This window comes from Solicola agrisoli (assembly GCF_049059935.1).
Lineage (GTDB): Bacteria > Actinomycetota > Actinomycetes > Propionibacteriales > Nocardioidaceae > JAURVT01.
Window position 1 is genome coordinate 1 of the sequence record NZ_JBMGQR010000061.1, and the last position, 26,150, is coordinate 26,150.

General features: G+C 73.9%; 22 protein-coding genes and 1 pseudogene. 10 read left to right on the forward strand and 13 right to left on the reverse strand.

Annotated features, from left to right (window positions below; all coding sequences use genetic code 11):
* From ACI6PP_RS17605 to ACI6PP_RS17615, 3 genes and pseudogenes are all read left to right on the forward strand, one after another.
* A pseudogene (locus ACI6PP_RS17605) lies at positions 1-224 on the forward strand (hypothetical protein); the annotation flags it as partial.
* 26 nt (positions 225-250) lie between these two features.
* Positions 251-1,855 carry a glycoside hydrolase family 13 protein gene (locus tag ACI6PP_RS17610; protein WP_421112924.1) on the forward strand — a complete coding sequence of 535 codons (1,605 nt, stop codon included), beginning with the start codon at positions 251-253 and terminating at the stop codon, positions 1,853-1,855.
* 149 nt (positions 1,856-2,004) lie between these two features.
* A complete protein-coding gene (locus ACI6PP_RS17615; RefSeq protein ID WP_421112925.1) occupies positions 2,005-2,865 on the forward strand; it encodes an SDR family oxidoreductase in 861 nt (286 codons plus the stop codon).
* A 3-nt stretch (positions 2,866-2,868) separates the two neighbouring features.
* Here the strand turns inward: ACI6PP_RS17615 and ACI6PP_RS17620 are convergent, their stop codons facing one another.
* On the reverse strand, positions 2,869-4,137 hold the full coding sequence (locus ACI6PP_RS17620; RefSeq protein WP_421112926.1) for an MFS transporter: 1,269 nt from the start codon (positions 4,135-4,137) through the stop codon (positions 2,869-2,871).
* A 379-nt stretch (positions 4,138-4,516) separates the two neighbouring features.
* On the opposite strand from ACI6PP_RS17620, the gene ACI6PP_RS17625 reads away from it, so the two are divergent.
* Positions 4,517-5,155, forward strand: coding sequence for a transglycosylase family protein (locus ACI6PP_RS17625; RefSeq protein ID WP_421112927.1), 639 nt, complete (start codon positions 4,517-4,519; stop codon positions 5,153-5,155).
* A 50-nt stretch (positions 5,156-5,205) separates the two neighbouring features.
* Here the strand turns inward: ACI6PP_RS17625 and pdxH are convergent, their stop codons facing one another.
* Complete coding sequence (gene pdxH / locus ACI6PP_RS17630) at positions 5,206-5,850, reverse strand: pyridoxamine 5'-phosphate oxidase (RefSeq protein ID WP_421112928.1); 645 nt, start codon at positions 5,848-5,850, stop codon at positions 5,206-5,208.
* 63 nt (positions 5,851-5,913) lie between these two features.
* On the opposite strand from pdxH, the gene ACI6PP_RS17635 reads away from it, so the two are divergent.
* Complete coding sequence (locus ACI6PP_RS17635) at positions 5,914-7,023, forward strand: citrate synthase 2 (RefSeq protein ID WP_421112929.1); 1,110 nt, start codon at positions 5,914-5,916, stop codon at positions 7,021-7,023.
* On the opposite strand, the gene ACI6PP_RS17640 is transcribed toward ACI6PP_RS17635, so the two are convergent.
* Positions 7,012-7,653: a hypothetical protein gene (locus tag ACI6PP_RS17640; RefSeq protein ID WP_421112930.1), complete on the reverse strand. Its 642-nt coding sequence runs from the start codon at positions 7,651-7,653 to the stop codon at positions 7,012-7,014. The two genes, ACI6PP_RS17635 and ACI6PP_RS17640, sit on opposite strands and share 12 nt — an antisense overlap.
* 88 nt (positions 7,654-7,741) lie before the next feature.
* On the opposite strand from ACI6PP_RS17640, the gene ACI6PP_RS17645 reads away from it, so the two are divergent.
* The 3 genes from ACI6PP_RS17645 to ACI6PP_RS17655 all read left to right on the forward strand — a co-directional run bounded on the left by ACI6PP_RS17645 (position 7,742) and on the right by ACI6PP_RS17655 (position 10,412).
* Positions 7,742-8,752, forward strand: coding sequence for a DNA topoisomerase IB (locus ACI6PP_RS17645; RefSeq protein ID WP_421112931.1), 1,011 nt, complete (start codon positions 7,742-7,744; stop codon positions 8,750-8,752).
* A 68-nt stretch (positions 8,753-8,820) separates the two neighbouring features.
* Positions 8,821-9,684 carry a uroporphyrinogen-III synthase gene (locus ACI6PP_RS17650; protein ID WP_421112932.1) on the forward strand — a complete coding sequence of 288 codons (864 nt, stop codon included), beginning with the start codon at positions 8,821-8,823 and terminating at the stop codon, positions 9,682-9,684.
* The gene (locus ACI6PP_RS17655) at positions 9,681-10,412 is read left to right on the forward strand and encodes a sirohydrochlorin chelatase (RefSeq protein ID WP_421112933.1); all 732 of its coding nucleotides are present in this window, start codon (positions 9,681-9,683) and stop codon (positions 10,410-10,412) included. Before ACI6PP_RS17650 ends, ACI6PP_RS17655 begins: the two co-directional genes overlap by 4 nt.
* A gap of 63 nt (positions 10,413-10,475) precedes the next feature.
* On the opposite strand, the gene meaB is transcribed toward ACI6PP_RS17655, so the two are convergent.
* The 4 genes from meaB to ACI6PP_RS17675 are packed head-to-tail and all read right to left on the reverse strand — an operon-like array spanning position 10,476 to position 17,198.
* Complete coding sequence (meaB, locus tag ACI6PP_RS17660) at positions 10,476-11,465, reverse strand: methylmalonyl Co-A mutase-associated GTPase MeaB (RefSeq protein ID WP_421112934.1); 990 nt, start codon at positions 11,463-11,465, stop codon at positions 10,476-10,478.
* Positions 11,465-13,651, reverse strand: coding sequence for a methylmalonyl-CoA mutase (gene scpA / locus ACI6PP_RS17665; protein ID WP_421112935.1), 2,187 nt, complete (start codon positions 13,649-13,651; stop codon positions 11,465-11,467). Before scpA ends, meaB begins: the two co-directional genes overlap by 1 nt.
* On the reverse strand, positions 13,648-15,498 hold the full coding sequence (locus ACI6PP_RS17670; protein WP_421112936.1) for a methylmalonyl-CoA mutase family protein: 1,851 nt from the start codon (positions 15,496-15,498) through the stop codon (positions 13,648-13,650). Before ACI6PP_RS17670 ends, scpA begins: the two co-directional genes overlap by 4 nt.
* Before the next feature lie 47 nt (positions 15,499-15,545).
* Positions 15,546-17,198 (reverse strand): FUSC family protein, encoded by a 1,653-nt coding sequence (locus tag ACI6PP_RS17675; RefSeq protein ID WP_421112944.1) that lies wholly within the window; start codon positions 17,196-17,198, stop codon positions 15,546-15,548.
* An 80-nt stretch (positions 17,199-17,278) separates the two neighbouring features.
* Between ACI6PP_RS17675 and serC the strand changes: the two genes are divergently transcribed.
* Positions 17,279-18,391 (forward strand): phosphoserine transaminase, encoded by a 1,113-nt coding sequence (gene serC, locus ACI6PP_RS17680; protein ID WP_421112937.1) that lies wholly within the window; start codon positions 17,279-17,281, stop codon positions 18,389-18,391.
* A 246-nt stretch (positions 18,392-18,637) separates the two neighbouring features.
* Here serC and ACI6PP_RS17685 read toward each other — a convergent pair whose 3' ends face one another.
* From ACI6PP_RS17685 to ACI6PP_RS17705, 5 genes are all read right to left on the reverse strand, one after another.
* A complete protein-coding gene (locus ACI6PP_RS17685; protein ID WP_421112938.1) occupies positions 18,638-19,588 on the reverse strand; it encodes a hypothetical protein in 951 nt (316 codons plus the stop codon).
* On the reverse strand, positions 19,585-20,355 hold the full coding sequence (locus ACI6PP_RS17690; protein WP_421112939.1) for a maleylpyruvate isomerase family mycothiol-dependent enzyme: 771 nt from the start codon (positions 20,353-20,355) through the stop codon (positions 19,585-19,587). The genes ACI6PP_RS17685 and ACI6PP_RS17690 overlap by 4 nt, the downstream gene beginning before the upstream one ends.
* Positions 20,355-21,659 carry an MFS transporter gene (locus ACI6PP_RS17695; protein ID WP_421112945.1) on the reverse strand — a complete coding sequence of 435 codons (1,305 nt, stop codon included), beginning with the start codon at positions 21,657-21,659 and terminating at the stop codon, positions 20,355-20,357. The genes ACI6PP_RS17690 and ACI6PP_RS17695 overlap by 1 nt, the downstream gene beginning before the upstream one ends.
* Before the next feature lie 5 nt (positions 21,660-21,664).
* Positions 21,665-22,075, reverse strand: coding sequence for a MarR family winged helix-turn-helix transcriptional regulator (locus ACI6PP_RS17700; RefSeq protein ID WP_421112940.1), 411 nt, complete (start codon positions 22,073-22,075; stop codon positions 21,665-21,667).
* Between the two features lie 145 nt (positions 22,076-22,220).
* Positions 22,221-23,687, reverse strand: a complete 1,467-nt coding sequence (locus ACI6PP_RS17705) for an NCS2 family permease (protein WP_421112941.1) — start codon at positions 23,685-23,687, stop codon at positions 22,221-22,223.
* A 138-nt stretch (positions 23,688-23,825) separates the two neighbouring features.
* Between ACI6PP_RS17705 and ACI6PP_RS17710 the strand changes: the two genes are divergently transcribed.
* Positions 23,826-24,251 (forward strand): DUF2530 domain-containing protein, encoded by a 426-nt coding sequence (locus ACI6PP_RS17710; protein ID WP_421112942.1) that lies wholly within the window; start codon positions 23,826-23,828, stop codon positions 24,249-24,251.
* 58 nt (positions 24,252-24,309) lie between these two features.
* Here ACI6PP_RS17710 and ACI6PP_RS17715 read toward each other — a convergent pair.
* Positions 24,310-26,150, reverse strand: a 1,841-nt coding sequence (locus tag ACI6PP_RS17715; protein WP_421112943.1) for an MFS transporter, incomplete at its 5' end; no start/stop codon positions are given.

Here is a 26,150-nt window from a genome sequence, read left to right on the forward strand (position 1 = left end):
GCTGGGCCGCCGGCATCAAGGCGAGCCCGATGGTGCTCGGACGGATGACCGCCCGCCTCGACGAGGCGCCACGGGCCGGCGAGGAGTGCGTCGCGGTCGGGTCCCTGCGCGACGTCCAGGGCCGCAAGCACCTCACGGCCACCGCCCTGTACGGCGACGACGGCCGCCTCCTCGGGCGCGCCGAACAGACCTGGATCACCATCGACCTCGCGGCGTTCAGCTGAGCCGTCGCGGTCGTTAGGCTCGTCCGGTGACCGACACGCTGCCGTCCGAGACCCGTACCGACGTCCCCTGGTGGCGCGACGCCGTCTGCTACCAGATCTACCCGCGCAGCTTCGCCGACTCCACCGGCGACGGCGTGGGCGACCTCCCCGGCATCACGTCGCGCCTGCCCTACCTCGCCGAGCTCGGCGTGGACGCGGTCTGGCTGTCGCCGTTCTACACCTCGCCCCAGGCCGACCACGGCTACGACGTCGCCGACTACCGCGACGTCGACCCGATGTTCGGGACGCTGGCCGACGCCGACGAGATGCTGGCGACCGCGCACGGCCTGGGCCTCAAGGTCATCGTCGACCTGGTGCCCAACCACTCCTCGGCCGCGCACGTCTGGTTCCAGGCGGCGCTCGCCGCGGCGCCCGGCAGCCCCGAGCGCGCCCGCTACATCTTCCGCGAGGGCAAGGGAGAGGACGGCTCGCAGCCGCCCAACAACTGGCGCTCGCAGTTCGGCGGCCCGGCGTGGACGCGGGTGCCCGACGGCCAGTGGTACCTGCACATCTTCGAGCAGGACCAGCCCGACTTCGACTGGGACAACCCCGAGGTGGGCGACGAGTTCGAGTCCGTCCTGCGGTTCTGGCTCGACCGCGGCGCCGACGGCTTCCGCGTCGACGTCGCCCACGGCATGGTCAAGGCCGACGGCCTGCCCGACGCCGCCGGCGACGCCGAGGAGCCGGCCGAGGGCGGCGAGATGGTCTCGCACCACGAGCGCCCCTACTGGGACCAGCCCGGCGTGCACGAGATCTACCGACGCTGGCGGCGGGTGCTCGACGAGTACGACGGCGACCGGATGATGATCGGCGAGGCGTGGACCGCCGACGCCGAGTCGATGGCGATGTACGTCCGCCCCGACGAGATGCAGCAGGTCTTCAACTTCCACTGGCTCGAGGCGGAGTGGTCCGCGGCGGCGTTCCGGCAGGTCGTCGAGGACACCTACGCGGCCGTCGGCCCGGTCGGCGCCACCCCCACCTGGGTGCTGTCGAACCACGACGTCACGCGCACCGTCACCCGCTACGGCGGCGGCACCGTCGGCCTCGAGCGCGCCAAGGCCGCGACGCTGGCCATGCTCGCGATGCCGGGCTCGGCGTACATCTGGCAGGGCGAGGAGCTCGGCCTGCCGCAGGTGGACGTCGCACCCGAGGACCGTCAGGACCCGATGTACCTGCGCGGCGGCGGCGTCGGACGCGACGGGTGCCGCATCCCGGTGCCGTGGTCGGGCACTCAGGCGCCGTTCGGCTTCGGACCCGGCGAGGGCCAGCCCTGGCTGCCGATGCCCGCGGAGTTCGGCGCGCTCAGCGTCGAGGCGCAGGCCGACGACCCCGCGTCCACGTTGTCGTTCTTCCGCGCGGCGCTGGCCGTCCGTCACGACCTGGTGGACGGGCTCGACGGCGGCCTGAGGTTCCTCGACCGCGGTGACGACGTGCTCGCCTTCGCCCGCGACGGCGAGCCCGGCCTGGTCTGCGTGGTCAACTGCGGCGACGCCCCGGTGGACGTCGCCGACCTCGGCGCGCCGCTCGTGTCGTCCGTCCCGCTCGACGGCACCTCGCTGCCGGGCAACGCCGGCGCCTGGTTCGCCGCCTGACCCACCCCGTCCCCGCACCTGTCGGTGCGTGGTGATGCCCTGACGTCACCACGCACCGACAGCTCGGCGGGAACAAGGGCGGCGGGCGGTTGGTTGTAGCGTCAACCAAGCCGTTCCCGGCCCACCGTCCCCTCCCACAGGAGTCCCCCATGTCGATCGTCGTCACCGGAGCCACCGGCCAGCTCGGCCGCCTCGTCGTCGCCGCCCTGCTCGAGCGCGGCGTCCCCGCCGCCGACGTCCTGGCCACCGGCCGCGACGCCGACAAGCTCGCCGGTCTCGAGTCCGACGGCGTGCGCACCCGGCGCGTCGACCTCGACGACCCCGCGACGCTCGACGGCGCCTTCGCCGCGGGCGACACCGTGCTCCTGGTCTCGACCGACGCGGTCGGCCAGCGCGTGGCGCAGCACACCGCCGCGATCGAGGCCGCCGCCGAGGCCGGCGTCGCCAGCGTCGTGTACACGAGCGCGCCGCACGCCGACACCTCCGGCCTCGTGCTCGCCCCCGAGCACAAGGCGACCGAGGAGGTGCTGCGCGCCTCCGGCGTCCCGTTCACCGTGCTCCGCAACAACTGGTACACCGAGAACTACCTCCCGCAGGTCGAGCAGGCCCGCGCCACCGGCGCCCTGGTCGCCAGCGCCGCCGACGGACGCGTGGCCAGCGCCACCCGTCGCGACTTCGCCGAGGGTGCTGCCGTCGTGCTGACGACCGACGGGCACGAGGGCCGCACCTACGAGCTCAGCGGCGACGTCGCGTGGTCGTTCGACGACCTCGCCGACGTCCTCGGCGACCTCACCGGCCGCGCGGTCGTCTACCGTCCCGTGAGCTCCGAGGAGCACCAGCGCATCCTCGTCCAGGCGGGCCTCGACGAGGGCACCGCCGGCTTCGTGGCCACGCTCGACGCGAACATCGCCCGCGGCGACCTCGCCGACGCGACGTCCGACCTGCGCGACCTGATCGGCCGCCCCACCACCACGCTGCGCGACGGGCTCACCGAGGCCGCCGCCGGCTGAGTCCTAGGGCGTCGGCTCGCGGGCGTCGTAGGCCAGGAAACGACGGTTCAGCGACACCGCGAGCACGACGCCGACCACGCAGGCCGCGCCGCCGACGACGAGCGCCACCGGCTCGGACGTCGCCGACGCGAGGCTGCCGGCCACGAAGTCGCCGAGACGCGGGCCGCCGGCGACCACCACGGTGAACACCCCCTGCAGACGGCCGCGCAGCGCGTCGGGCGCGGCCGTCTGCAGCATCGTCGAGCGGTAGGCCGACGAGACCATGTCGGCCGAGCCGGTCAGCGCCAGCAGCGTCACCACGAGCCACAGGACGCCCGGCAGCCCGACGGCGCCGACGCCCGCCAGCAGCACCGCGGCGCCGTAGGCGGCGACCGCGACGGCTACCGCGAGCCCGTGCCGGTGCACGCGTCCGATCCAGCCCGACACCGAGAACGCGACGATCGAGCCGATCGCCGGTGCCGCCTGCAGCAGGCCGAGCGTCGACGGGCCGCCGGCGTAGACGCCGAGCGCCAGCGCGGGGAACAGCGCACGCGGCTGCGCGAGCACCATCGCGCACAGGTCGAGGACGAACGTCATCCGCAGGTTGGGGGCGTGCCGCAGGAACCGCAGGCCCTCCAGCACCGAGCGCAGACCGGGCGTCCCCGTCCGCTCGGCCGGCGGGACGGGCGGGAGCCGCACGAGCGCGTACAGCGCGGCCAGGAACGTCAGCGCGTCCACCGAGTACGTCACCTCGACGCCGTGCCAGCCGATCAGCACGCCCGCGAGCAGCGGCCCGACCGTCATCCCGAGGTTGAACGACGCCATGCTCAGGGCGTTCGCCGCGGGCAGCAGCTCGGCCCGCAGCAGCCGGGGCAGCATCGCCGAGCGGGCGGGGTTGTTGACCGCGAACAGGCCCGACTGCACCGCGACCACCCCGTAGAGCAGGCCCACCGAGTCGACCCCGGCGTACGCCTGGGCGACCAGCACCAGCGAGCACGCCCACAGCCCGAGCGCCGAGACGAGCGCGACCGTGCGCCGGTCGAACGCGTCGACCAGCGCTCCCCCGTAGAGGCCGAACGCCACGAGCGGCACCAGCGCGAACAGCCCGACCAGTCCGACCGCGAAGGACGACCGGGTGATCACGTAGACCTGGTAGGCGATCGTCACCGCGGCCATCTGGGCGCCGAGCTGCGAGACCGTCTGGCCGAACCACAGCCGCCGGTACGCCGGCGACTCCCGCAGCGGCCGGACGTCGGTGACGAGCAGCGACAGAGCACCGAGACGAGCAGCCACGAGAGCCGATCCTTGCACGCAGAAACCTTCTTGTCCGACGCCGGGAGGCGGCGTACGGTTTCTCGTACACGGAGAGGAGGTGGTCCAGTAGTGAGTGATTCTTGGACTTGTGAGGTGGCTGCGAGCTAGCCGCTGACGCAGGGGCCACGCAGGCTTCCGGCCGCTCAACTCAGCGTCTCGGCGGCGGCCAATCCCCCGCAGTCACCCGGCCCGCAGGGTGTCGAGGTCTAGTCCCCTCGACTGGTGCTCAGCACCGACCCTGCGGGCCGTTCCACGTCTCCGGCAGGTGTGAGGCTCGTGACCCTCTCGTGACATCGGCGGCAGATCCCGTATCGTCGACCGGGTTTTGCCCCCGAAGCAGCAGGAGAACCCCCGTCTCATGCGCAAGAGCACCGTTGCGACCGTCACGTCGCTCGCCCTCGTCACCGGAGGCTTCGGCCTCGCCGTGGCGTCCCCCGCCGGCGCCTCCAAGGGCGTCTCGTCCCAGGTCAGCATCTCCAAGTCCGCCAGCTCGCAGACCCAGCGCGAGAAGCCGCGCGTCACGCTGACCGCGAAGGTCAAGCCCCGCGACGGACGCCGCGCCCGCGGCCACGTCAACTTCAAGGCCGGCGGCAAGCGCGTCGCCAAGGCCGCCGTGCACGGCGGCGTCGCCCGCGTCACGCTGCCCCGCACCACCGAGCCCGGCCGGTACAAGATCCGCGCCGTGTTCGTCCCCAAGGCCGGCAGCGGCCTGGCCACCGCCCGCTCCCCCAAGGCCGGCCGGAAGGTCGCCGTCGCCACGTTCCCCGGCGACCGCAAGTGGGACAAGCTCGCCAAGTGCGAGTCCGGCGGCAACTGGAAGACCGCCACCGGCAACGGCTACTACGGCGGGCTGCAGTTCTCCAAGAGCACCTGGCGCGCCGTCGGCGGCGACGGCCTGCCCCACCAGGCCTCCCGCCTGAAGCAGATCGACATGGGCAAGAAGCTCAAGAAGCGCGCCGGTGCCGGCCAGTGGCCCGTCTGCGGAAAGGTCCTCTGATTCGGACGCCACGCATCCCGAATTCTTGACTCTTGCTCGAACGCCTCGCGCTACGGCGCGAGGCGTTCGCGCGTCCAGGAGTCGCCGGACGCGGTGAAGCGCAGACGGTCGTGCATGCGGCCCTGGCGGCCGTGCCAGAACTCGACGACGTCGAGCGCGACGCGGAAGCCGCCCCACTGCTCCGGACGCGGGACGTCGTGGGGGTACGCGGCCTCCACCTCGGCGTAGCGGCGGTCGAGCTCGTCGCGGTCGGCCACCACCTGCGACTGCGGTGAGGCCACGGCACCGAGCTGCGAGCCGTGCGGGCGCGAGCGGAAGTAGGCGTCGGACTCCTGCGGCGCGACGGGCTCGACGCGCCCCGTCACCCGCACCTGGCGCTGCAACGGGTGCCAGAGCATCGCCAGCGACGCCCGCGGGTTGGCCGCCAGGTCGTGGCCCTTCGCCGAGTCGCCGTTGGTGTAGAACACCGCGCCGCGGGCGTCGAACCCCTTGAGCAGCACGACGCGGACGGCCGGCACGCCGTCGGCCGACGCGGTCGCCAGCGCCATCGCGTTGGGCTCGTGCATGCCCGACGCCACCGCCTCGTCGAGCCACCGCCCGAACAGCGCGACGGGGTCGTCGCCCGCGTCCTGCTCGTCCAGACCCGTGGCCGCGTACTCCTCGCGCAGCCCCGCCAGCTCGTCGTCGGTCGCCATGGCTCCACCCTAGGTAGCGGCACGGTGTGACGCCGCCCACGTGCGACGTGGCATGGTGACCCCATGACCGAGGTGCACCACGGGCTGGAAGGCGTCGTCGCGTTCGAGACGCAGATCGCCGAGCCCGACAAGGAAGGGTCCGCGCTGCGCTACCGCGGCGTCGACATCGAGCAGCTGGCGGGACGCGTCCCGTTCGAGAAGGTCTGGGGGCTGCTCGTCGACGGGTCCTACGACCCGGGCCTGCCGCCCGCCGAGCCGTTCCCGATCCCGGTGCACTCCGGCGACATCCGCGTGGACGTGCAGAGCGCCATCGCGCTGACGGCACCCGCCTGGGGCCTGCACCAGCTCTACGACATCGACGCCGAGCAGGCCCGCGACGACCTCGCGCGCACCGCCGTCATGGTGCTGTCGTACGTCGCCCAGGCCGCGCGCGGGCTCGGCAGCCCGATGGTGCCGCAGTCGCGCATCGACGAGGCGTCCACCATCACCGAGCGCTTCCTGACGCGCTGGCGCGGCGAGGCCGACCCGGCGCACGTCAAGGCCATCGACGCCTACTGGACCTCGGCCGCCGAGCACGGCATGAACGCCTCGACGTTCACCGCCCGCGTGATCGCCTCCACCGGTGCCGACGTCGCCGCCGCGCTGTCCGGCGCGGTCGGCGCGATGTCGGGGCCGCTGCACGGCGGCGCCCCGTCGCGCGTCCTGCACATGATCGAGGAGGTCGAGCGCACCGGCGACGCCGACGGCTACGTCAAGAACCTCCTCGACGAGGGCCAGCGCCTGATGGGCTTCGGGCACCGCGTCTACCGTGCCGAGGACCCCCGCGCCCGCGTGCTGCGACGCACCGCGAAGGAGCTCGACGCGCCCCGCTACGAGGTCGCGGTCGCGCTCGAGAAGGCGGCGCTGGCCGAGCTGCGCGAGCGTCGTCCCGACCGCGTGCTCGAGACCAACGTCGAGTTCTGGGCGGCCATCGTGCTCGACTTCGCCGAGATCCCGCCGCACATGTTCACCGCGATGTTCACCTGCGCCCGCACCGGCGGGTGGAGCGCGCACATCCTGGAGCAGAAGCGCACCGGCCGCCTGATCCGTCCCTCCGCGATCTACGCCGGCCCGTCCGAGCGGGGTCCGCAGGACGTCGACGGCTGGGACGCCGCCTGGGGGTCAGGCGCCTGACGCCGGCTGGTCGTCGTCGCGGGTGCCGAAGAGCTGGACCGCCTCGACGGCCGCCGCGCCGCCGCCGGTCAGCGCCGCCACCTGGCGACGCGAGCGTCGGCTGAACAGCACCCGGAAGAGCTCGTGGTCGTCACCGTCGAGCACCAGCTCGGGACCGGACGCGTCCCGCACCCCGCCGCGCGTGCGCACCGTCGGACACCCCGGCCGCGACGCGACGAACGTCCAGGCCCGCCCGAGCACCGGCTCCCACTCCGCGGCCACGGGTGGCTCGCCGAGGGCCTCGCGCACGTCGTCGCGGTGCACCACGAGGTCCCAGACCGGCGTCGGGGCGGATGAGGCGACGACCGACGCGGGCACCGCGCCCGCGGCGGCGAGCAACGCGTCCACGACGTCGTCGACGGGCCGGGGCACCCACCGCTCGAGGTGACGGGCGCTCCACGCGGGGCCCGGTGCGCCCTCCATCTCGTCGGCGACGAGGTCGGTCGTGGCGCCGGTGACGTGGGCCAGCACGTCGTGCACGCGCCACCCGGGCGTCGCCGGGACGGGGGTGGCGAGCGTGCCCGCGTCCCACCCCCGGGCGGCGACGGCCCAGCTCGCGACGGCACGGTCGTAGGCTCCGCGCAGCTCCACGTCACCGACCGCCGACCGCTCCCGCACCCCTCGATCGTGCGCGTCCTCTCGTCGTGCGTCCACCCCCGGGCCAGGTGATCATGGCTCGGTGGTCAGGCTGCGCACCGTCTCCCCGAGCGACGTCGGCTGGACGCGGGTCGCCCGCGGCAAGGGCTTCAGCTACCTCGACGAGACCGGCGAGCGGCTGCCGCCGGAGCACGTGGCCCGCTGCAAGGCGCTCGTCATCCCCCCGGCCTGGCAGGAGGTCTGGATCTGCCGGTACGACAACGGGCACATCCAGGCCACGGGCATGGACGACGCCGGTCGCAAGCAGTACCGGTACCACGACCAGTGGCGCGTCCAGCGCGACATGGAGAAGCACGAGCGGGTGCTCACCGTCGCCCGCAACCTCCCCGACGCCCGCAAGATCGTCCGCGAGGACCTCGACCGCCCCGGCATGCCGCGCGAGCGCGCCCTCGCCACGGCCTTCCGCCTGCTCGACATGGGGTTCTTCCGCGTGGGCAACGAGCAGTACGTCACCGACAACGGCTCGTACGGCCTGTCCACGCTGCGCAAGGACCACTGCGTGGTCACCGCCGAGTCGATGAAGTTCTGCTTCGTCGCCAAGTCGGGCAAGCGCCAAGAGATCGAGCTCGTCGACGACGACGCCCGCGACGCCCTGCGCACGATGCGCCGGCGCCGCGGTGGCGGCGAGGAGCTGCTCGCCTACCGCGACGGACGCAAGTGGCGCGACATCGCCTCGGACGACATCAACGAGTACGTCCGCGACGTCATCGGCGCCGAGATGACCGCCAAGGACTTCCGCACCTGGCACGCCACCGTCCTGGCCGCCGTCGCACTCGCGGTGTCGACGTCCGTGGCCCACAGCCGCACCGGCAAGAAGCGCGCGATCTCGCGGGCGATGCAGGAGGTGTCGGGCTACCTCGGCAACACCCCCACGGTCGCCCGGGCGTCGTACGTCGACCCGCGCGTCATCGACCTGTACGAGGGCGGCCGGACCATCGAGCACGTCCTGCCCGACCTCGGCGACGGCAACGCCGTGGGCGAGCCCGCCACCCACGGCGTCGTCGAGCGTGCGGTGCTCGACCTCCTCAGCTGAGCCCTCGCGACCCGGCGCCCGACGGGTCCGGCCGTGCCGTGCGGGCCCGGTTCTGGGACCGTGGTGCGGTGAGCACCTTGGGTCCCGTCCTGTCCGGGTGCACGATCGCCGTCACCGCCCAGCGCCGCGCCGACGAGCTCGCCGGTGCGTTGGAACGTCGCGGCGCGACCGTGCACCACGCGCCGACCCTCGGCGTCGAGTCCGACGTGGACGTGCCCGACCTGCTCGCCCGCACCCGCGAGGTCGTCGACCACCCCGTCGACGTCGTGGTCGTCACGACGGGTGTGGGTCTGCGCGCGTGGATCGAGACGGCCGAGGACGCCGAGCTCGGCCCGTCGCTCCTGGCCGCGCTGGGGCGGACCCGGCTGGTCGCGCGCGGAGCCAAGGCACGCGGTGCGATGCTGTCGGCCGGCCTCGAGCCGGCCTGGGTGGCCGAGTCCGAGACCGCGGCGGAGGTCGCCGAGCGGCTGTGCGCCGAGGGCGTGGACGGACTGCGGATCGCGATCCAGCAGCACGCCGCCGGGGACGACGGCCTCGCTCGGACCTTCACCGCGCGCGGCGCCACCACGATCCCGCTCGTCATCTACCGGTGGGGCCCGCCGCCGGATCCCGAGGCGGTCGACCGGTCGGTGCTGGCCACCGCCCGGGGCGAGCACGCCGCCGTGCTGTTCACGTCGGCGCCCGGCGTGGTGGCCTGGCTCTCGGTGGTCGACCGGCTCGGCGTCGGCGATGCGGTGCGCGAGCACGTGGAGGACGGCTCGACGGTCCTGGCCGCGGTCGGCCCGGTCACCGCCGCGCCCCTGCGCGAGCGCGGGCTCGAGCCGCTCGTGCCCGACCGCTCGCGGATGGGGGCGCTCGTCCGCGCGGTGATTCGCGAGCTGGGCGATCGCCCCGCCGCCGGCCCGACCGCGCCCACCGGACCGGTCGCATGAGCGTCCGCCCGGTCCTGGTCGCGTGCGCCCACGGCACCCGCAACCCCGCCGGCGCAGGTGCCGTCCACGACCTCGTCGGCGCCGTCCGAGCCGCCGCCCCCTCGCTCGACGTGCGCGAGGCGTTCGTCGACGTCCAGCAGCCCGAGGTCGACGACGTCGTCGCGGGCTGCCAGGCACCCGCCGTCGTGGTGCCCCTGCTGCTGGCCGCCGGGTTCCACGTGCACGTCGACATCGCCCGCGCGATCGACGGCCGCGACGCCGTCCGCACCGACCCGCTCGGCTGCGACCCCGCCCTGATGGCGCTGCTCGTCGACCGGCTGCGCGCCGCCGGCTCGCGTCCCGGTGACGCCGTGGTGCTCGCGGCGGCCGGCTCGTCCGACCCGCGGGCCAAGCGCGAGGTGGGCCGGGCCGCGCACCTGCTCGGCACGATGCTCGGCGGCCCGGTGCGCGTGGGCTACGTGGCCAGCGGCGCGCCGACCGTCCCCCAGCAGGTGGCGTCGCTGCGGGCGCAGTGGCCGCAGGCCCGCGTGGCCGTGGCGTCGTACCTGCTCGCCCCCGGCATCTTCTGGAACCGCCTGTTCGAGGCCGGCGCCGACGTCGTGTCCGACCCGCTGCTGCTGCCCGGCACTCCCCCCGACGCCCGCCTCGTCGACCTCGTCCTGCGTCGCCACGCCTCCGGCACCACCGCCCTGACGGCGTCCCACACGTCTCTTCCGTCCGCGATCTGACCCCTCCCCGCCGGAGTTGTCGGTGCGTCATGATGCCGGGGCATCACCAGGCACCGACAACTCCTAGGTGGGGTCGGCGTCGTAGGCGGCGAGGATGGCGTCGGCGGCAGCGGCGGCGGGCAGGGAGCCCTCCAGCACCTGCTCGCGGACGTCGTCGCGCACCCGACGGACCGACGCCGAGCGCCGGAGTCGCTGGTCGAGCTCGTCGCGCACGAGGGCCCAGGTGAACTCGAGCTGCTGCTGGGCGCGCTTGTCGTGGATGCCGCGGACGCCCAGGAACTCGCGGTGGCGGGCCACGCGCTGCCAGACGGTGTCGATGCCGTCGTCGTGCAGCGCCGAGCAGGTGAGCACGGGTGGCACCCACGCCTCCTCGCCGGCGTTGACGAGCCGCAGCGCGCCGGCGAGGTCGCGGGCGGCCGACTCGGCCTCCTGGGCGCGCTCGCCGTCGGCCTTGTTGACGGCGATGACGTCGGCGATCTCGAGGATGCCCTTCTTCATGCCCTGCAGCGCGTCGCCGGTGCGGGCGAGCGTGAGGAAGCAGAAGGTGTCGACCATGCCGGCGACGGTCACCTCGGACTGCCCGACGCCCACCGTCTCGACGAGGACGACGTCGAAGCCGGCCGCCTCGAGCACCAGGATCGACTGGGTGGTGGCCCGCGCGACGCCGCCCAGCGTGCCCGCGGACGGCGACGGACGGACGTACGCGTCGCGGTCGGCCGAGAGCAGCGGCATCCGGGTCTTGTCGCCGAGCACCGACCCGCGCGTGCGGACGCTGGACGGGTCGACGGCGAGCACGCCGACGCGGTGGCCGTCGGCGGTGAGCCGCCCGCCGAGCGTCTCGATGAACGTCGACTTGCCCACGCCGGGCACGCCGGAGATGCCCACCCGCCAGGAGCCGCCGGCGTCCTCGGCGAGCTCGCCGAGGAGCTCGCGCGAGATCGCGCGGTGCTCGGGGCGCGAGGACTCCACCAGCGTGATCGCCCGCGAGACGGCGCCGCGCTGGCCGTCGCGGACGCCCTCGGCGAGCAGCTCGACGTCGATCTCCCGCGCCATCAGTGCGACAGGCTCGCCGACAGGTCGCGGAGCAGGTCGAGCGCGGCGTCGGCGATCACGGTGCCGGGCGGGAAGACCGCCGCGGCACCCATCTCCTTGAGCCTCGGCACGTCGTCGGGCGGGATCACGCCGCCGACGACGACCATCACGTCGGGGCGGCCCGCGTCGGCGAGCGCCTCGCGCAGCGCGGGCACCAGCGTCAGGTGGCCGGCGGCCAGCGACGAGACGCCGACGATGTGCACGTCGGAGTCGACCGCCTGCTGGGCGACCTCCTCGGGCGTGGAGAACAGCGGGCCGACGTCGACGTCGAAGCCCATGTCGGCGAACGCCGAGACGATGACCTTCTGGCCGCGGTCGTGGCCGTCCTGGCCCATCTTGGCCACCAGGATGCGCGGACGGCGGCCCTCGGCCTCCTCGAACGCGTCGGTGGCGTCGACGACGGCCTGGACGTTGCCGGCTCCCCCGGCCTCGCTGCGGTACACCCCCGAGATCGTACGGATGACCGCGCGGTGGCGCCCCCACACCTTCTCCAGGGACTCGGAGATCTCGCCGACGGTGGCCTTGGCGCGCGCGGCGTCGACGGCGAGCGCGAGCAGGTTGCCGTCGAGCGACCCGTCCGTGCGCGAGCCCTGCTCGGCCGAGCGGGTCAGTGCAGCCAGGGTGCGCTCGACCTCACCGGCGTCGCGCTCGGCGCGCAGCCGCTCGAGCTTCTCCCTCTGCGAGCGCAGGACGCTGGCGTTGTCGACGCGCAGCACGTCGAGCTTGTCCTCGTCGGCCAGGCGGTAGCGGTTGACGCCGATGACGGCCTGCTGCCCGGCGTCGATGCGGGCCTGCGTGCGGGCCGCGGCCTCCTCGATGCGCATCTTGGGGATGCCGGCCTCGATCGCCTTGGCCATGCCGCCGGCGTCCTCGACCTCGCGGATGTGCGCCCAGGCGCGCTCGGCGAGGTCGTGGGTGAGCTTCTCGACGTAGTACGAGCCGCCCCACGGGTCGATCGTGCCGGTGGTGCCCGACTCCTGCTGCAGCAGCAGCTGGGTGTTGCGGGCGATGCGGGCCGAGAAGTCGGTCGGCAGCGCGATCGCCTCGTCGAGGGCGTTGGTGTGCAGCGACTGCGTGTGCCCCTGCGTCGCGGCCATCGCCTCGATGCAGGTGCGCTGGACGTTGTTGAACACGTCCTGCGCGGTGAGCGACCACCCGGACGTCTGGCTGTGCGTGCGCAGCGACGTCGACTTGGCGTTCCTCGGGCCGAACTCGCCGACCATGCGCGCCCACAGCGCGCGGGCCGCGCGGAGCTTGGCGACCTCCATGAAGAAGTTCATCCCGATGGCCCAGAAGAAGCTGAGCCGCGGCGCGAACGCGTCCACGTCGAGGCCGACGTCGAGCCCGGCGCGGATGTACTCGACGCCGTCGGCGAGCGTGTAGGCGAGCTCGAGGTCGTTCGTCGCCCCGGCCTCCTGGATGTGGTAGCCCGAGATCGAGATCGAGTTGTACCGGGGCATCTCGGCGGCGGTGAACGCGAAGATGTCGGAGATGACGCGCATCGACGGCGCCGGCGGGTAGATGTAGGTGTTGCGGACCATGAACTCCTTGAGGATGTCGTTCTGGATGGTCCCCGAGAGCTGGGCCGGCTTCACCCCCTGCTCCTCCGCGGCGACGATGTACAGCGCGAGGACGGGCAGCACCGCGCCGTTCATCGTCATCGACACGCTCATCTCCTCGAGCGGGATGCCGTCGAAGAGCTGGCGCGCGTCGTAGATCGAGTCGATGGCCACGCCCGCCATGCCGACGTCGCCCTGCACGCGCGGGTGGTCCGAGTCGTAGCCGCGGTGCGTCGCGAGGTCGAACGCCACCGACAGGCCCTTCTGGCCCGCGGCGAGGTTGCGGCGGTAGAAGGCGTTGGAGTCCTCGGCGGTCGAGAAGCCCGCGTACTGACGGATCGTCCACGGCTGGGTGGTGTACATCGTCGGGTACGGCCCGCGCAGGAACGGCGACAGGCCGGGGTAGGTGTCGAGGGCGTCCAGGCCCTCGAGGTCGGCCGCGGTGTACAGCGGCTTGACGTCGATGCCCTCGGGCGCCGTCCACGGCTCGGCGCCGTCGGTGGCACGCGCGAACGCGTCCGCGTCGCCGGGGCCGTACGGCTCCTCGGGGTCCAGCGGCACGCCGGCGAAGGACTCGGGGACGCTCATGCGGTGACCTCCAGCTGCTCGCGGGCCCTGCCCAGGAAGGCGACGGCGTCGACGCCCACCGCCGCGGAGTCGTCGGTGCCCTCGATCGGCTTGCCGGCCACCACGACCCAGGACGCCCCGGCCTCGCGCAGCGCGGCGACGAGCGCCTCGCCCCACTCGGCGTAGGTGCGGTCGTGCCCGGCAAGGCACGCGACGGGCGGGCGTCCCGCCTCGGTCCAGGCGGCGACCACGTCGTCGGGGCCCTCGGTGGGCCCGGCGGTGACGGTGTCGACGCCGCCCGCGGCGAACAGGTTGGCGGCGAACGTGGCGCGGGCGGTGTGCTGAGCGACGGTGCCCATCGTGGCCAGGAACGCGGGCGTGGACGCGCGGGCGTCGCGCATCTGCTCGAAGGGCTCGGCCCACCGCTCGACGCCGATGCCTCCCGTGGCGTCGGGTGCGCGGTCGGGCAACGTCTCGTGCAGGTTCGGGAACTCGCTGACGCCCGTCAGCGGCCGCGTGCGCGTGGCGACCTCGGCGCGACGGCGCTCGGCGGTCTGCTCGACCCGCCCGAGCAGCGAGCCGTCGGCGAGCGCGGCGAGCACGCCGCCGGCCTCGTCGATGCGGCCGAGCTCGTCCCAGCCGGCCCGGGCGAGACCGTCGGTGAGCTGCTCGACGGCGTAGGAGCCGCCGGCAGGGTCGGTGACGGCCGCGACGTGCGACTCCTCGACGAGCAGCGCCGAGGTGTTGCGGGCGATGCGACGCGAGAACGCGTCGGGGTGCCCGATCGCGGCGTCGAACGGCAGCACGGTGACGGCCGACGCCCCGCCGACGCCGGCGGAGAACGTCGCGACGGTGGTGCGCAGCATGTTGACGTAGGGGTCGTGGCGGCTGGTCATCGCGCGTGAGGTCACCGCGTGCTGGCGCTGCCCGCGCGACGCCTCTCCCGCGCCGGCGAGCTCGGCCACGCGGTGCCAGAGCCGGCGGGCGGCGCGGAGCTTGGCGATCGTCGTGAGCTGCTCGTCGGTGGCGGCGAACCGGAACTCCAGCAGCGCCAGGGCGTCGTCGACGTCGAGGCCGTCGGCCACGAGCAGGCGCAGGTACGCGGCACCCACGGCCGTCGCCCAACCGAGCTCCTGGGCGCTCGAGGCCCCGCGGTCGTGCACGACGGTGGCGTCGACGACCAGCGCAAGCGTGCCGAGGTCGCGGGCCCTGGCGGCGGCGGACGTGACGACGTCGCGCACCGCGTCGGCGTCGGCGTCGCGGCCGTGACGGACGGCCGAACCGATCGGGTCGGCGCCGAGGTTGGTGCCGGGGTGGGGCTCGACCGAGCGGTCGGCGAGCACCGCGGCGAGCGCGTCGGCCGCGGCGAGGGGGTCGTCGGGAGCGTCCAGGACGACGGGCGCGAGGTCGAGGAAGACCCCGTCGAGCAGGGCGTCGAGGCCGTCGAGCGGGACGGCGCCCTCGCCGGCGCGCAGCCACAGGGAGGTGACGCCGTGCTCGAGCTCGTCGAGCACCACCTGGTTGGTGAGCGCGGGGTCGGCGAGCAGGACGCGGACGTCCCACCCCTCCTCGGTGCGCGCGGCGGAGGTGCCCCGGGTGAACGGCGCCTGACCGGGCAGCCCGGTCTGCGGCAGGTCGGCCACCGAGGCGGCGGTGCCGAGCGGCGGGACGTCGACGTCGTCGAGGGTGCGGCGGGTCAGCTTGCCCCAGACGTCGGCGTCGGGGTCGTCGTCCTGCAGACGCCTGGCCTTGCGGAGGACGGCGGCGGCCGCGGCCTCCCACTGCTCCTGCGTGGGTGCGTCGCCGGGCGCGAGCCTCAGCGCCTCGTCCTCGGCGAGCGGGGACTCCACGGGGTCGGGTTCCACCATGGGCGCACGTTACCGACGATTAACGAGGGGACGCGACCCGGTGTGAGTTATCCGACGGGCCCCACGGCGACGTCGGCCGTGGCGACGTCGACGGCCCGCTCGATCTCGTCGAGCCGCGCGCTGAGGTCGGCCGACGGGCGCCGGCTGCGCAGGGGCTCGCGGCGCGCGAGCTCGACCGAGCGGCGGGCGCGCGTCAGGGCGCGGTACGCGTCGCGGCGCAGGGCGTGGCGCTCCGCGGGCTCGGCGGTGGGGCCCCGCTGGGCGTACAGCTCGGCGGCGCGCTCGGCGAACCTCACCTGCGACTCGGTGCGCGACGACGGCGACTGCGAGCGCAGCAGCAGGTCGGCCACCAGCACGAGCGCCACGCCGACGACGGTGTCGAGCACGCGCGCGACGAGCAGGCTGTCGCCCTCCCCCAGCACGTCGAGGAAGACGAACACGATGGGCGTCAGCACCAGCACCAGCACCGGCCAGACGTAGCCGCGTCGCTGCGCCGTGGGCAGCAGGGCCGCCGCGACCACGACGAGCACGAGCAGGCCGCGCACGTCGTCGACGAGCAGCACGGCGACGGCGGTGACCGCGACGCCGGCGACGGTGCCCGCGCCGCGCGACAGGGCGCGGACGAACACGGGCCCGAGGTCGGGGCGCATGACGAACGCGACGGTGAGCGGGATCCAGTAGCCGCCGCCGGTCGCGAGCGTGGCGAGCCAGCCGGCGACCGCCACCGTGACGGCGAGCAGCGCTGCGAACCGGACGCGCTCGCGCACCGGCAGCCCCTGGACGCGTCGCCGCGGGACGACCGAGGCGCCCGTGCGGTCGGGATCCTGGGTGAGGATCGCGACGACGCGCGCCGTCACCGGGTCGGCGGAGTCGACGCCGCGCAGCCGCTCGCGGTTCTCGGCCCGGGCGGCGGCGACGGGCGCGCGTCCACGTCCGGCCAGCAGGTGCGTGCGCACGGCGAGCAGCGAGTCGCGGACCTCGCGCGGCACGGTGGTGCGGCGGACGCGGGCCACGGTGACGAGCTCGCCGAGCTGCACCACCTCGGCGAGGCCGTCGTGGAGGTCGTCGAGGTCGGGGCGGGCGGGCCCGATGACGTCCTGCGCCTGGTTGAGCGCCAGCACCAGCTGGCCCTTGACGCGGTCGCCGTCGGCGCCCTGGTCGTCGCCGGCGGCGAAGCCGATGGCGGCCCAGCCGTAGGCGTGCGCGAGCGACAGGCGCTCGTGCCGGCGCCGCCGGAGCAGCACGGGGACCGCGCTCGTGGCCGCGACGAGCAGGCTGCCCGTCAGCAGCGCGGCCGGCGGCTCCCACCACGGACCGGGCAGGTCGATGCCGCTGCCGATGACGGTGCCGAGCACGACGTGCATGCCGGCGGCGGTGCGCGCGGGCGTCGTCCCCTGCACCGCACCGCCCACCAGGGCGGCGACGGCGAGCGCGGCGACGACCGGCCAGCCGCGTCCGGCCTCGCGCAGGACGAGCAGGCCGAACGTCAGCCCCGCGGTGTGCGCGAGCGCCACGGCGAGGACGCGACGCAGGCGGCTGCGGTGGACGTCGAGGCCGTCCTGGGTGATCGCCCAGAAGCCGCCGAGCGCCGCCACCACGCCGAGCGAGCGCTGGTCGGCGAGAACGCCCGCGGCGAGGGGCAGACCGACGCCGAGGGCCGCGCGGACGGCCGCGCCCGCGGCGGCGCGGCGGTACGGCATCTCGGGCACCGTCCCAGTGTCGCGCGGGTGGGCGGGATCCCCGAGGTCCGCGGGCGCCGGGGCGACGCGATGATGGTCACGTGAAGATCCCCGACGCGCTCCTCCCCGCCGACGGCCGCTTCGGCTCCGGCCCGAGCAAGGTCCGTCCCGAGGCGCTCGCCGCGCTGGCCGCCACCGGCACCGCGCTGATGGGCACCTCGCACCGTCAGGCCCCGGTCAGGAACCTCGTCGGCAGCGTCCGCGAGCGCCTCGGCGCGCTGCTGTCGCTGCCCGAGGGGTACGAGGTCGTGCTCGGCGACGGAGGCTCCACGGCGTTCTGGGACGCGGCCACGTTCGGCCTCGTCCGGCGGCGCAGCCAGCACCTGTCGCACGGCGAGTTCTCGGCCAAGTTCGCCAAGGCCGTGTCGGCGGCGCCGTTCCTGGACGAGCCGGTGGTGGTCACCAGCGAGCCGTGGACGCGTCCGCCGGCCGTCGCCGAGGCCGGCGTCGACCTGTACGCCTGGCCGCACAACGAGACGTCGACCGGGGTGATGGCGCCCGTCACGCGGGTGGCCGGCGCCGACGACGACGCGCTGATGGTCGTCGACGCGACCTCCGGCGCGGGCGGCCTGCCGGTCGACCTCGCCGAGTGCGACGTCTACTACCTGTCTCCGCAGAAGACGTTCGCGTCCGACGCCGGGCTCTGGTTCGCCGTGATGTCGCCGCGCGCGCTCGACCGCGTCGCGGAGCTGAAGGCGTCCGGGCGCTGGACGCCGGCCTTCCTCGACCTGCAGACGGCCGTCGACAACTCCCGCAAGGACCAGACCTACAACACGCCCCCGCTCGCGTCGCTGTTCCTGATGGACCACCAGCTCGGCTGGATGCTCGACCAGGGCGGCCTGGAGTGGGCCGTCGCGCGCACCACCGACTCGTCGTCGCGCCTGTACGACTGGGCCGAGGCGAGCCCGTTCGCCACCCCGTTCGTCCCCGACCCCGCCGAGCGGTCGCTCGTGGTGGGCACCGTCGACCTCGAGGGCGTCGAGGCGTCCGCCGTGGTGTCGGCGCTGCGCGAGAACGGCGTCGTCGACGTCGCCGGCTACCGCGGCCTCGGCCGCAACCAGCTCCGCATCGGCATGTTCCCCGCCGTCGACCCCTCCGACGTCTCCGCCCTCACCACCTGCGTCGACCACGTCGTCGCCGCCCTCACCGCCTGACCGGGCGGCGGATTCCCAGGTATACCTGGGAATCCTCGTCTGACACGGAGAACTTCCCGGGTATCGGGACAGTTCTCCAGGTGGAGTGGGGCGCGTGGGGCAGTCGCGACGAACGGGGCCGGCTGACGCGTCGTCGTCTCACCTGCACCACGGGCACCACTCGGCACGGCAATCTGTCCGAGCACCCGGAAAGTTCCCCATGTCTCGCGCAGATTCCCAGGTATACCTGGGAATCCGTCACCCGGGTCAGGCCGCGGCGTTGACGACGCCGCCGGCGGGGACGAGGCCGGCGGGGACGCCGGTGGCCGCGGCGGGGAGGGTGATGCGCTCCAGCGGCGAGGGGACGCCCTCGGTGCCGATCAGCGCGGACCCGCCCCCGGGCTCGACGGCCAGCGTCTCGCCCTGCGGCTGCGACGGGAGGGTCGCGGCCCAGGTGCGCTCGAGGGTCCTCGCGTCGTAGGCGAACACCCCGATGTAGGTGCGGAGCAGGAAGGTCGAGCCGTTGGGCAGGAACGACCCGTCGGTGACGAGCAGCGGCGCGCGGAAGTCGTCGACGACGGTCATCGGGTTGACGCGGTCGGTGCCGAGGCGCGCGGGCAGGCGGTACAGCGAGCCGCCGAGGAAGCCCTTGGTGACCACCGACAGCCGCCCGGTCACCGGGTCGGCCAGCAGCGCCTCGGCGTCCTCGGCCACGCCGTCGGGGTACGCCACGGGGAAGCGCCGGGGCGTGGCGGTGCGGTCGCCGCGCCGCGGCTGGGTCGTCGAGTAGACGGCGAGGTCGTCGCGGACGCCGTCGTTGTCGCCGACGTCGCCGATCCACAGCGTGCCGTCGCCGTCGACGGCCAGCGCCTCGACGTCCTCGAAGCCCTCGCCGCGCAGGCGGGTGGTGCCGACGACGTCGCCCGTCGCGATCTCGACGACGAACACGACCGGGTCGTTGCCGGAGTCGTTCATCGTGTAGGCCAGCCGCGGGTCACGGGTGCTGACCACCAGGCCGCTGGACTCGCCCACGCGGCGGTCGCGGACCACCGAGACGCGCTCGTGCTCGGCGACGGCACCGGTGGAGTCGTCACCACCGGAGACGTAACCACCGTCGTCGTCGGCGCGGGCGCGACCGGTGAGCGAGGCCACCACCACCACGACCAGCAGCGCGACGAGCAGGCCGGGGATGATCAGGCGCCGGTAGCGCGGGTTCACGACAGCTCGGCGAAGCGGGCGCGCAGCTCGGCGACGGCCTGCTCGTCGCCGCTCACCGACAGCCCGTCGGCGGGCACGCGTCCCCACACCCACGCGAGCAGGTCGCCGGCCGACCCGGCCACCTCGGCGTCGACGTCGCCCTCGGTGCCGGGCTCGGTGAGGACCGCCGCGGTGTCGACGCGCACCGTCCACGAGCGACCCTCGGCGGTGAGCCGGACGGAGGCGTCGACGGGGTGCTGCGGCACGATCCCGGACTCGGCCCACGAGCCGCCGACGAACAGCGCCAGGAACTCGTCAACGCCGTCGAGCGCGACGTCGACGTCGACGTCCGTGGCGCAGTCGCGGCCGGTGGCGGCGCAGCGGGCGAGCTCGGCGTCGATGCGGTGCACGACGGTCTCGTGCGCCATCCGGCGGAACCAGAAGCCGTGGGTCTGGTCGTCGGGCGCCCACGTCCAGCCGGTGGCCGACGGGTCGGACGCCGCGAGCTGCGTGACGAGCTCGGCCGCGGCCAGGCGCAGGTCGGTGACCGGGTCGGGGTCGGCCGACGGGATGCCGTCGTCGCCGAGGTCGGGCTCCACGCCGTGGCGGACGGCGAGCACCTTGTGCCGGTAGACGCCGGCGACGTGGCGCACCAACGTGTCGACGGTCCACCCCGGGCAGCTGGGGACGGGCGCGTCGAGCAGCCCGTCGGCGGTGTCGGCGAGCCGCGCGGACTCGGCGGTGACGACGGCGAGGTAGCGGTCCCAGGCAAGGCGGTCGGTGTCCATCACCTCAAGGATGCCAGTTCCTCCTGGCGCTCGCGCTCGGCGACCACCTCGCGCGTCGCGACGTCCCAGCCCGGACGCGAACCGAGGTGCGGGCGCACCACCAGGCCCTGGCGGTGCACGAAGATCGCGGTGGCGACCAGGATGCCGACCAGCGTGATGCCGCCGCCGCCGACCAGCGTCCAGCGGGCGCCGAACGTCTCGCCGAGCCAGCCGATGAACGGCGCGCCCAGCGGGGTGCCGCCGAGGAAGATCATCAGGTACAGCGACGCGACGCGTCCGCGCATCTGCGGGGTCGTGGAGAGCTGGATGGTGGCGTTGGCCGAGGTGACCATCGTCAGCGCCGTGAGACCGAGCAGCGGCAGGATGATCGCGAACGTCGTGTACGTGGGCATCAGACCGGCCAGGACCTCGACGACGGCGAACACCACGCCGGCACCGACCACGAGCCGCAGCCGTGGACGGACGCGTCGCGCGGCGAGCAGCGCGCCGGCGAGCGAGCCGATCGCCATGATCGAGCCGAGCAGCCCGTAGGCGCCGGCGCCCTTGTCGAACACCTCGGTGGCCATCAGGGCGCTGGTCATCTGGAAGTTCATGCCGAACGTGCCGACGAAGAACACCGTGGCGAGCAGCAGCATCAGGTCGGGGCGCGAGCGGACGTACCGGACGCCCTCGCGGATCGCGCCGCGGCCGCGGGCCACCGGGTCGGACGGGTGCAGCCGGCGGGGGTCGAGCGCCACCAGCGAGCCCAGCACGGCGAGGTAGCTGAACGCGTTGATCAGGATCACCCAGCCGGTGGCCCCCGGGCCCGACCCGAGCGCCGCGATGAGCAGGCCGGCCACCGCGGGGCCGAGCATTCGGCCCGAGTTGAACGACGCCGAGTTCAGGCCGACGGCGTTGGCGAGGTCGTCCTTGCCCACCATCTCGACGACGAACGACTGCCGCGCGGGGGCGTCGAACGCCGTGGCGGTGCCGAACGTGAACGCGAGCACGTAGACGTGCCACACCTCGACCGTCCCGGTGATCGCCAGGACGCCCAGCAGGGCGGCGGGCAGGCCCATCGCGAACTGGGTGAGCATCAGGATCCGGCGCTTGGGGAAGCGGTCGGCGACCACGCCCGCGACGGGCGAGAACAGCAGGGCCGGCAGCAGCTGCAGGCCGGTGGTGATGCCGAGCGCGGTGCCGCTGCCCGTCAGGGCGAGGACGAGCCAGTCCTGGGCGACGCGCTGCATCCAGGTGCCGGTGTTGGACACCAGCGACCCGGCGGCGTAGACGCGGTAGTTGCGGATCGACAGGGCCCGGAACATCGGGCTCACACGACCGCCAGCCTCTCCATGACCGCGGCCGAGCGGCGGAGCAGGTCGCGCTCGGCGGGGTCGAGCGACGTCAGCTGCTGCGCGAGCCAGCCGTCGCGGCGCGAGCGCTCCTCGGCGAGGACGTCGAGACCCTTGTCGGCGATCGAGACGACCACCTGACGTCCGTCGGTCGGGTGCGGCTCGCGCAGCACCAGCCCCTCGTCGACGAGGTGGTTCAGGGTGCGGGTCATGGACGGCGGCTGGACGCGCTCGAGCGCCGCCATCGCACCGGGCGTCTGCGGGCCCTGCGTGCGCAGCGTGCCGAGCACGGCGATCTGCGTCGGGGTCAGGTCGGAGCGCCGCTCCTGGCGAAGACGACGGTTGAGCCGCGCCACCGACTGGGCGAGCTTCTGGGCGTCGGAGGGCATGTCCTTAGCCTAGGTCATGACCTAGGCTAAGTGCAACTTGCAACCTTCTGGTCCCGCCACGAGTCCGCGAGATACGGGTTCTGCACCACCGCGCGCGCTGCGGTGGTGCAGAACCCGTATCTCGGCGGCTCTGGGGCCGCCGCCGTCAGGAGAGCAGGCGGGAGATCGGGTCGATGGCGAAGTAGGCGACGAAGAGCACCGACACCAGCCACATCAGCGGGTGGACGTCGGCGCTCTTGCCGCGCACCACCTTGAGCAGCACGTACGCGATGAAGCCGGCGCCGATGCCCGCGCTGATCGAGTAGGTGAACGGCATCAGGACGATGGTGAGGAACGCCGGCAGGGCGATCTCGACGTCGTCCCACGGGATGTGCGCGGCCTGCATCATCATCAGGAACCCGACGAGCACGAGCGCGGGGACGGCGGCCTCGTTCGGGATGTGGCTGACGATCGGCGTGAACACCGTCGCGAGCAGGAACAGCACGCCCGTGACGACGCTCGCCAGCCCGGTGCGGGCACCGTCGCCCACGCCGGACGCGGACTCGATGTACGAGGTGTTGCTCGAGACGCCGGCCGCGCCACCCGCGATCGCGGCGACCGAGTCGACGATCAGGATCTGCTGGGTGCGCGGGGGCGTGCCGTCCTCGTCGTTCAGCCCGGCCTCCGCGCCGATCGCCGTCATCGTGCCCATGGTGTCGAAGAAGTCGGCCAGCAGGAGCGTGAAGACGAGCAGCACGACGGTCACCACGCCGACCCGCTCGAAGGAGCCAATCAGGTTGAACTCGCCCAGCAGCGAGAAGTCGGGCAGGTCGACGACGGTGGTCGGCCACGACGGCACGTTGAGGTTCCAGCCGGTGGGGTTGACGACCTCGCCGTTGACGACGGTCGGCCCGACGTCGGCGATCGTCTCGACGACCACGGCGGCGACCGTGGTGATGGCGATGCTGATCAGGATCGCGCCGCGGACGCCCCGCCCGTAGAGCGCGATCATCAGCAGCAGGCCGAGGGAGAACACGACGACCGGCCAGCCCTGCAGGGTGCCGCCGATGCCGAGCCCGAGCGGCGAGCCGCCGTTGCCCGTCATCCGCACGAAGCCGGCGTCGACCAGGCCGATCAGGGTGATGAACAGCCCGATGCCCACGGCGATCGCGGTCTTGAGCTCACGCGGCACCGCCTCGAAGACCGCCTTGCGGAACCCGGTGAGCACCAGCAGCAGGATCACGACGCCCTCGATCACCACCAGGCCCATCGCGTCGGCCCAGGTCATCTGGCTGGCCACCGAGAACGCGACGAACGCGTTCAGTCCGAGCCCGGTCGCCAGCGCGAGCGGGAAGTTCGCGACCAGGCCCATCGTGATGGTGAGCAGGCCCGCGACCAGCGCCGTGCAGGCCGCGATCGTGACGAACCCGCCGCCCGGGGTGGAGCCGCCGCCCAGGTAGTTGCCGTCCACGTCGGGCGCGTTGGACAGGATGATGGGGTTCAGCACGATGATGTACGCCATCGTCAGGAACGTGACGACGCCGCCACGCACCTCGCGCGCGATCGTCGACCCGCGGGCGCTGACGTCGAAGTACCGGTCCAGTGCGCCCGCCGGCGCTGTCTTCGTGCTCATCGGATGGGCTCCTCCATCGCTCTGCGTGCTCCGCGGGCACTCGCTGCGCTCGCGACCACTCCGCGTGCTCCGCTCGTCGGAGCTCATGCGGCGCAGTGTGGCAGAGGCTCGTTCTCCGACGGGCAGTAGCCTGGGCGGGTGACACGGTCGAGACGAGAAGTTCACGGCGAGGACGCGCAGGAGCCGCCTCGCGAGCCCAGCGTCCGCGAGCGCGAGCGCATGGAGCGCGCCGCTCGCCGTCACCAGCTCGGGCGCCCGGAGGTCACCGAGCTCGAGGTCGGCGACCGCACCTACCGCGTCGCCGAGGTCGAGCCGCTGGACGTCGACGGCGTGCGCACGATGGTCGTCGGCGCCGGACTCTGGCTCGTCGCGGGCATCGCCCTGCTGCCGTTCCTCGGCACCCTGCAGGACAACGGCCGCGTCTGGTGGCTCTGGACCTGCCTGGCCGGCTTCGGCCTCGGCACGATCGGCATCGAGTACTGCCGCCGGCGTCGCCGCGCGCTCGACCACCACCCCGAGCGCCGACGCTCCGACACGAGCCCGCTCGGCCCCGCCGGCCTCTAGCCGACACGACGACGGCCCCGCCGCTCCGAGGAGCGACGGGGCCGTCGTGCGTGGTGCGTCAGATCCGCTCGGACGTCTCGGACTGGCTGGCGAGCGTCCCCTCGACGCGGGCGAGCAGGTGCGCCTCGACCTGGCGGAGCTCGGCGATGCGGGCCTGCAGGCTCGCCTCCTCGTCGCGGGCGTGCGACACGACGCCGTCGGCGACGCGCTGCGACTCCTGCAGCACCGCCAGCTCGTAGCGACGGAGGTCGTCGGTGAGCTCGCCGTGGTCGCGCTGGCCGTCGAGCACCGAGGCCGGGTCGGCGGCGTGACGCGGGGCGGTCCGCTCCGGCACCTGCTTCTCCAGCTCGCGCAGCTCGGCGTCCACCCGGTCGAACAGCGCCGACGCCTGCGCCCGCAGGCGGCCGACGGCCTCGACCGCGTCGTGCACGGCCTCCTGGGCCGCCTCGGCCCGCAGCGCCGCCGACTGCTCGGCGCGCGTCAGGACGTCCACCGCGGCGACGGCCTGGCGCTCCTGCTGCTCGGCCGCGTCGACGGTCGCCTCGGAGCGGTGGGCCGGCCTGGCCGACACGTCGACGGTCTCGCCGTCGGCGGCGGTCTCGTCGGTGACCGGACGGTCCTCGCCCGACTCGAGCACGGGCTCGTCGCCCGCGCCGTCGTCGTCGAGCTTGCGGACGGTGGTGCGCAGCGGCACCTCACGGATGAGGAGCACCGCGACCAGGCTGATCAGCGCCACCGCGGCGGCGATCAGGAAGATCCGGCCGGTCGCGTCGCCGTAGGCGGTGCGGGTCAGGTCGCGGATCGGGGCGGGCATCGCGCTCAGGTCGAGCGACCCGGCGCCACCGCCGGCGTCGGCCTGGGCCGAGGAGATGCCGAGGTCGGACAGGCCGGTGGCCATCTTGTCGCTGACCCGCGAGGCCAGCACCGCGCCGAGCACCGAGACGCCCACCGCACCGCCAAGGCTGCGGAAGAACGCGACGGCACCGCTGGCGGCACCGACCTGGGTGACGTCGACCGTGTTCTGGACGGCGAGCACCAGGTTCTGCATCAGCATGCCCATGCCGACGCCCATGGCGACCATGAAGATCGACAGGTGCCAGATGGGGGTGGTGTGGTCGATCGTGCCGAGCATCCCGAGTCCGGCGACGAGCAGGATCGAGCCGCCCACGAGGAACCGCTTCCACCTGCCGGTGCGGGTGATGATCTGGCCGGCGGTGACGGTGCCGACGAGCGAGCCGACCATCAGCGGGATGGTGAGCAGGCCCGCCTCGGTGGGCGAGTAGCCGCGGGCGATCTGGAAGTACTGGCCGAGGAAGACCGAGCCACCGAACATCGCGATGCCGACGGCGACGCTGGCGATGATCGCCAGGGCCGTGGTGCGGTCCTTGACGACGGTGAGCGGGACGAGCGGCTCGGGGTGCTTGCTCTCCACGACGATCGCCAGGCCGACGGCCACGACGGTGCCGCCGAGGAACGCGGCGGTCTGCCAGGACATCCACGCGAAGTCGTTGCCGGCGAAGGAGACCCACAGCAGGGGCAGGCTCGCGCCGGCCGAGATCAGCAGGGCGCCGAGGTAGTCGATCTTCACCTTGCGCTTGATCGTCTCGACGTGGAGGAACTTCTGCAGGACGCCGAGGCTCATCACGGCCAGCGGGACGCAGACGAAGAAGCACCAGCGCCAGCCCAGGGCCGGGGTGTCGACGATGACGCCGCCGATGAGCGGGCCGCTGACGGTCGCCAGCGCCATCACGGCACCCATGTACCCGCTGTAGCGGCCGCGGACGCGGGGCGGGATGACCGAGCCGATGATCGACTGCGCGAGGGCCGTCAGGCCGCCCATGCCGAGGCCCTGGACGACGCGCGCGCCGAGCAGCTCGGGCACGTTGCGCGAGAAGCCGG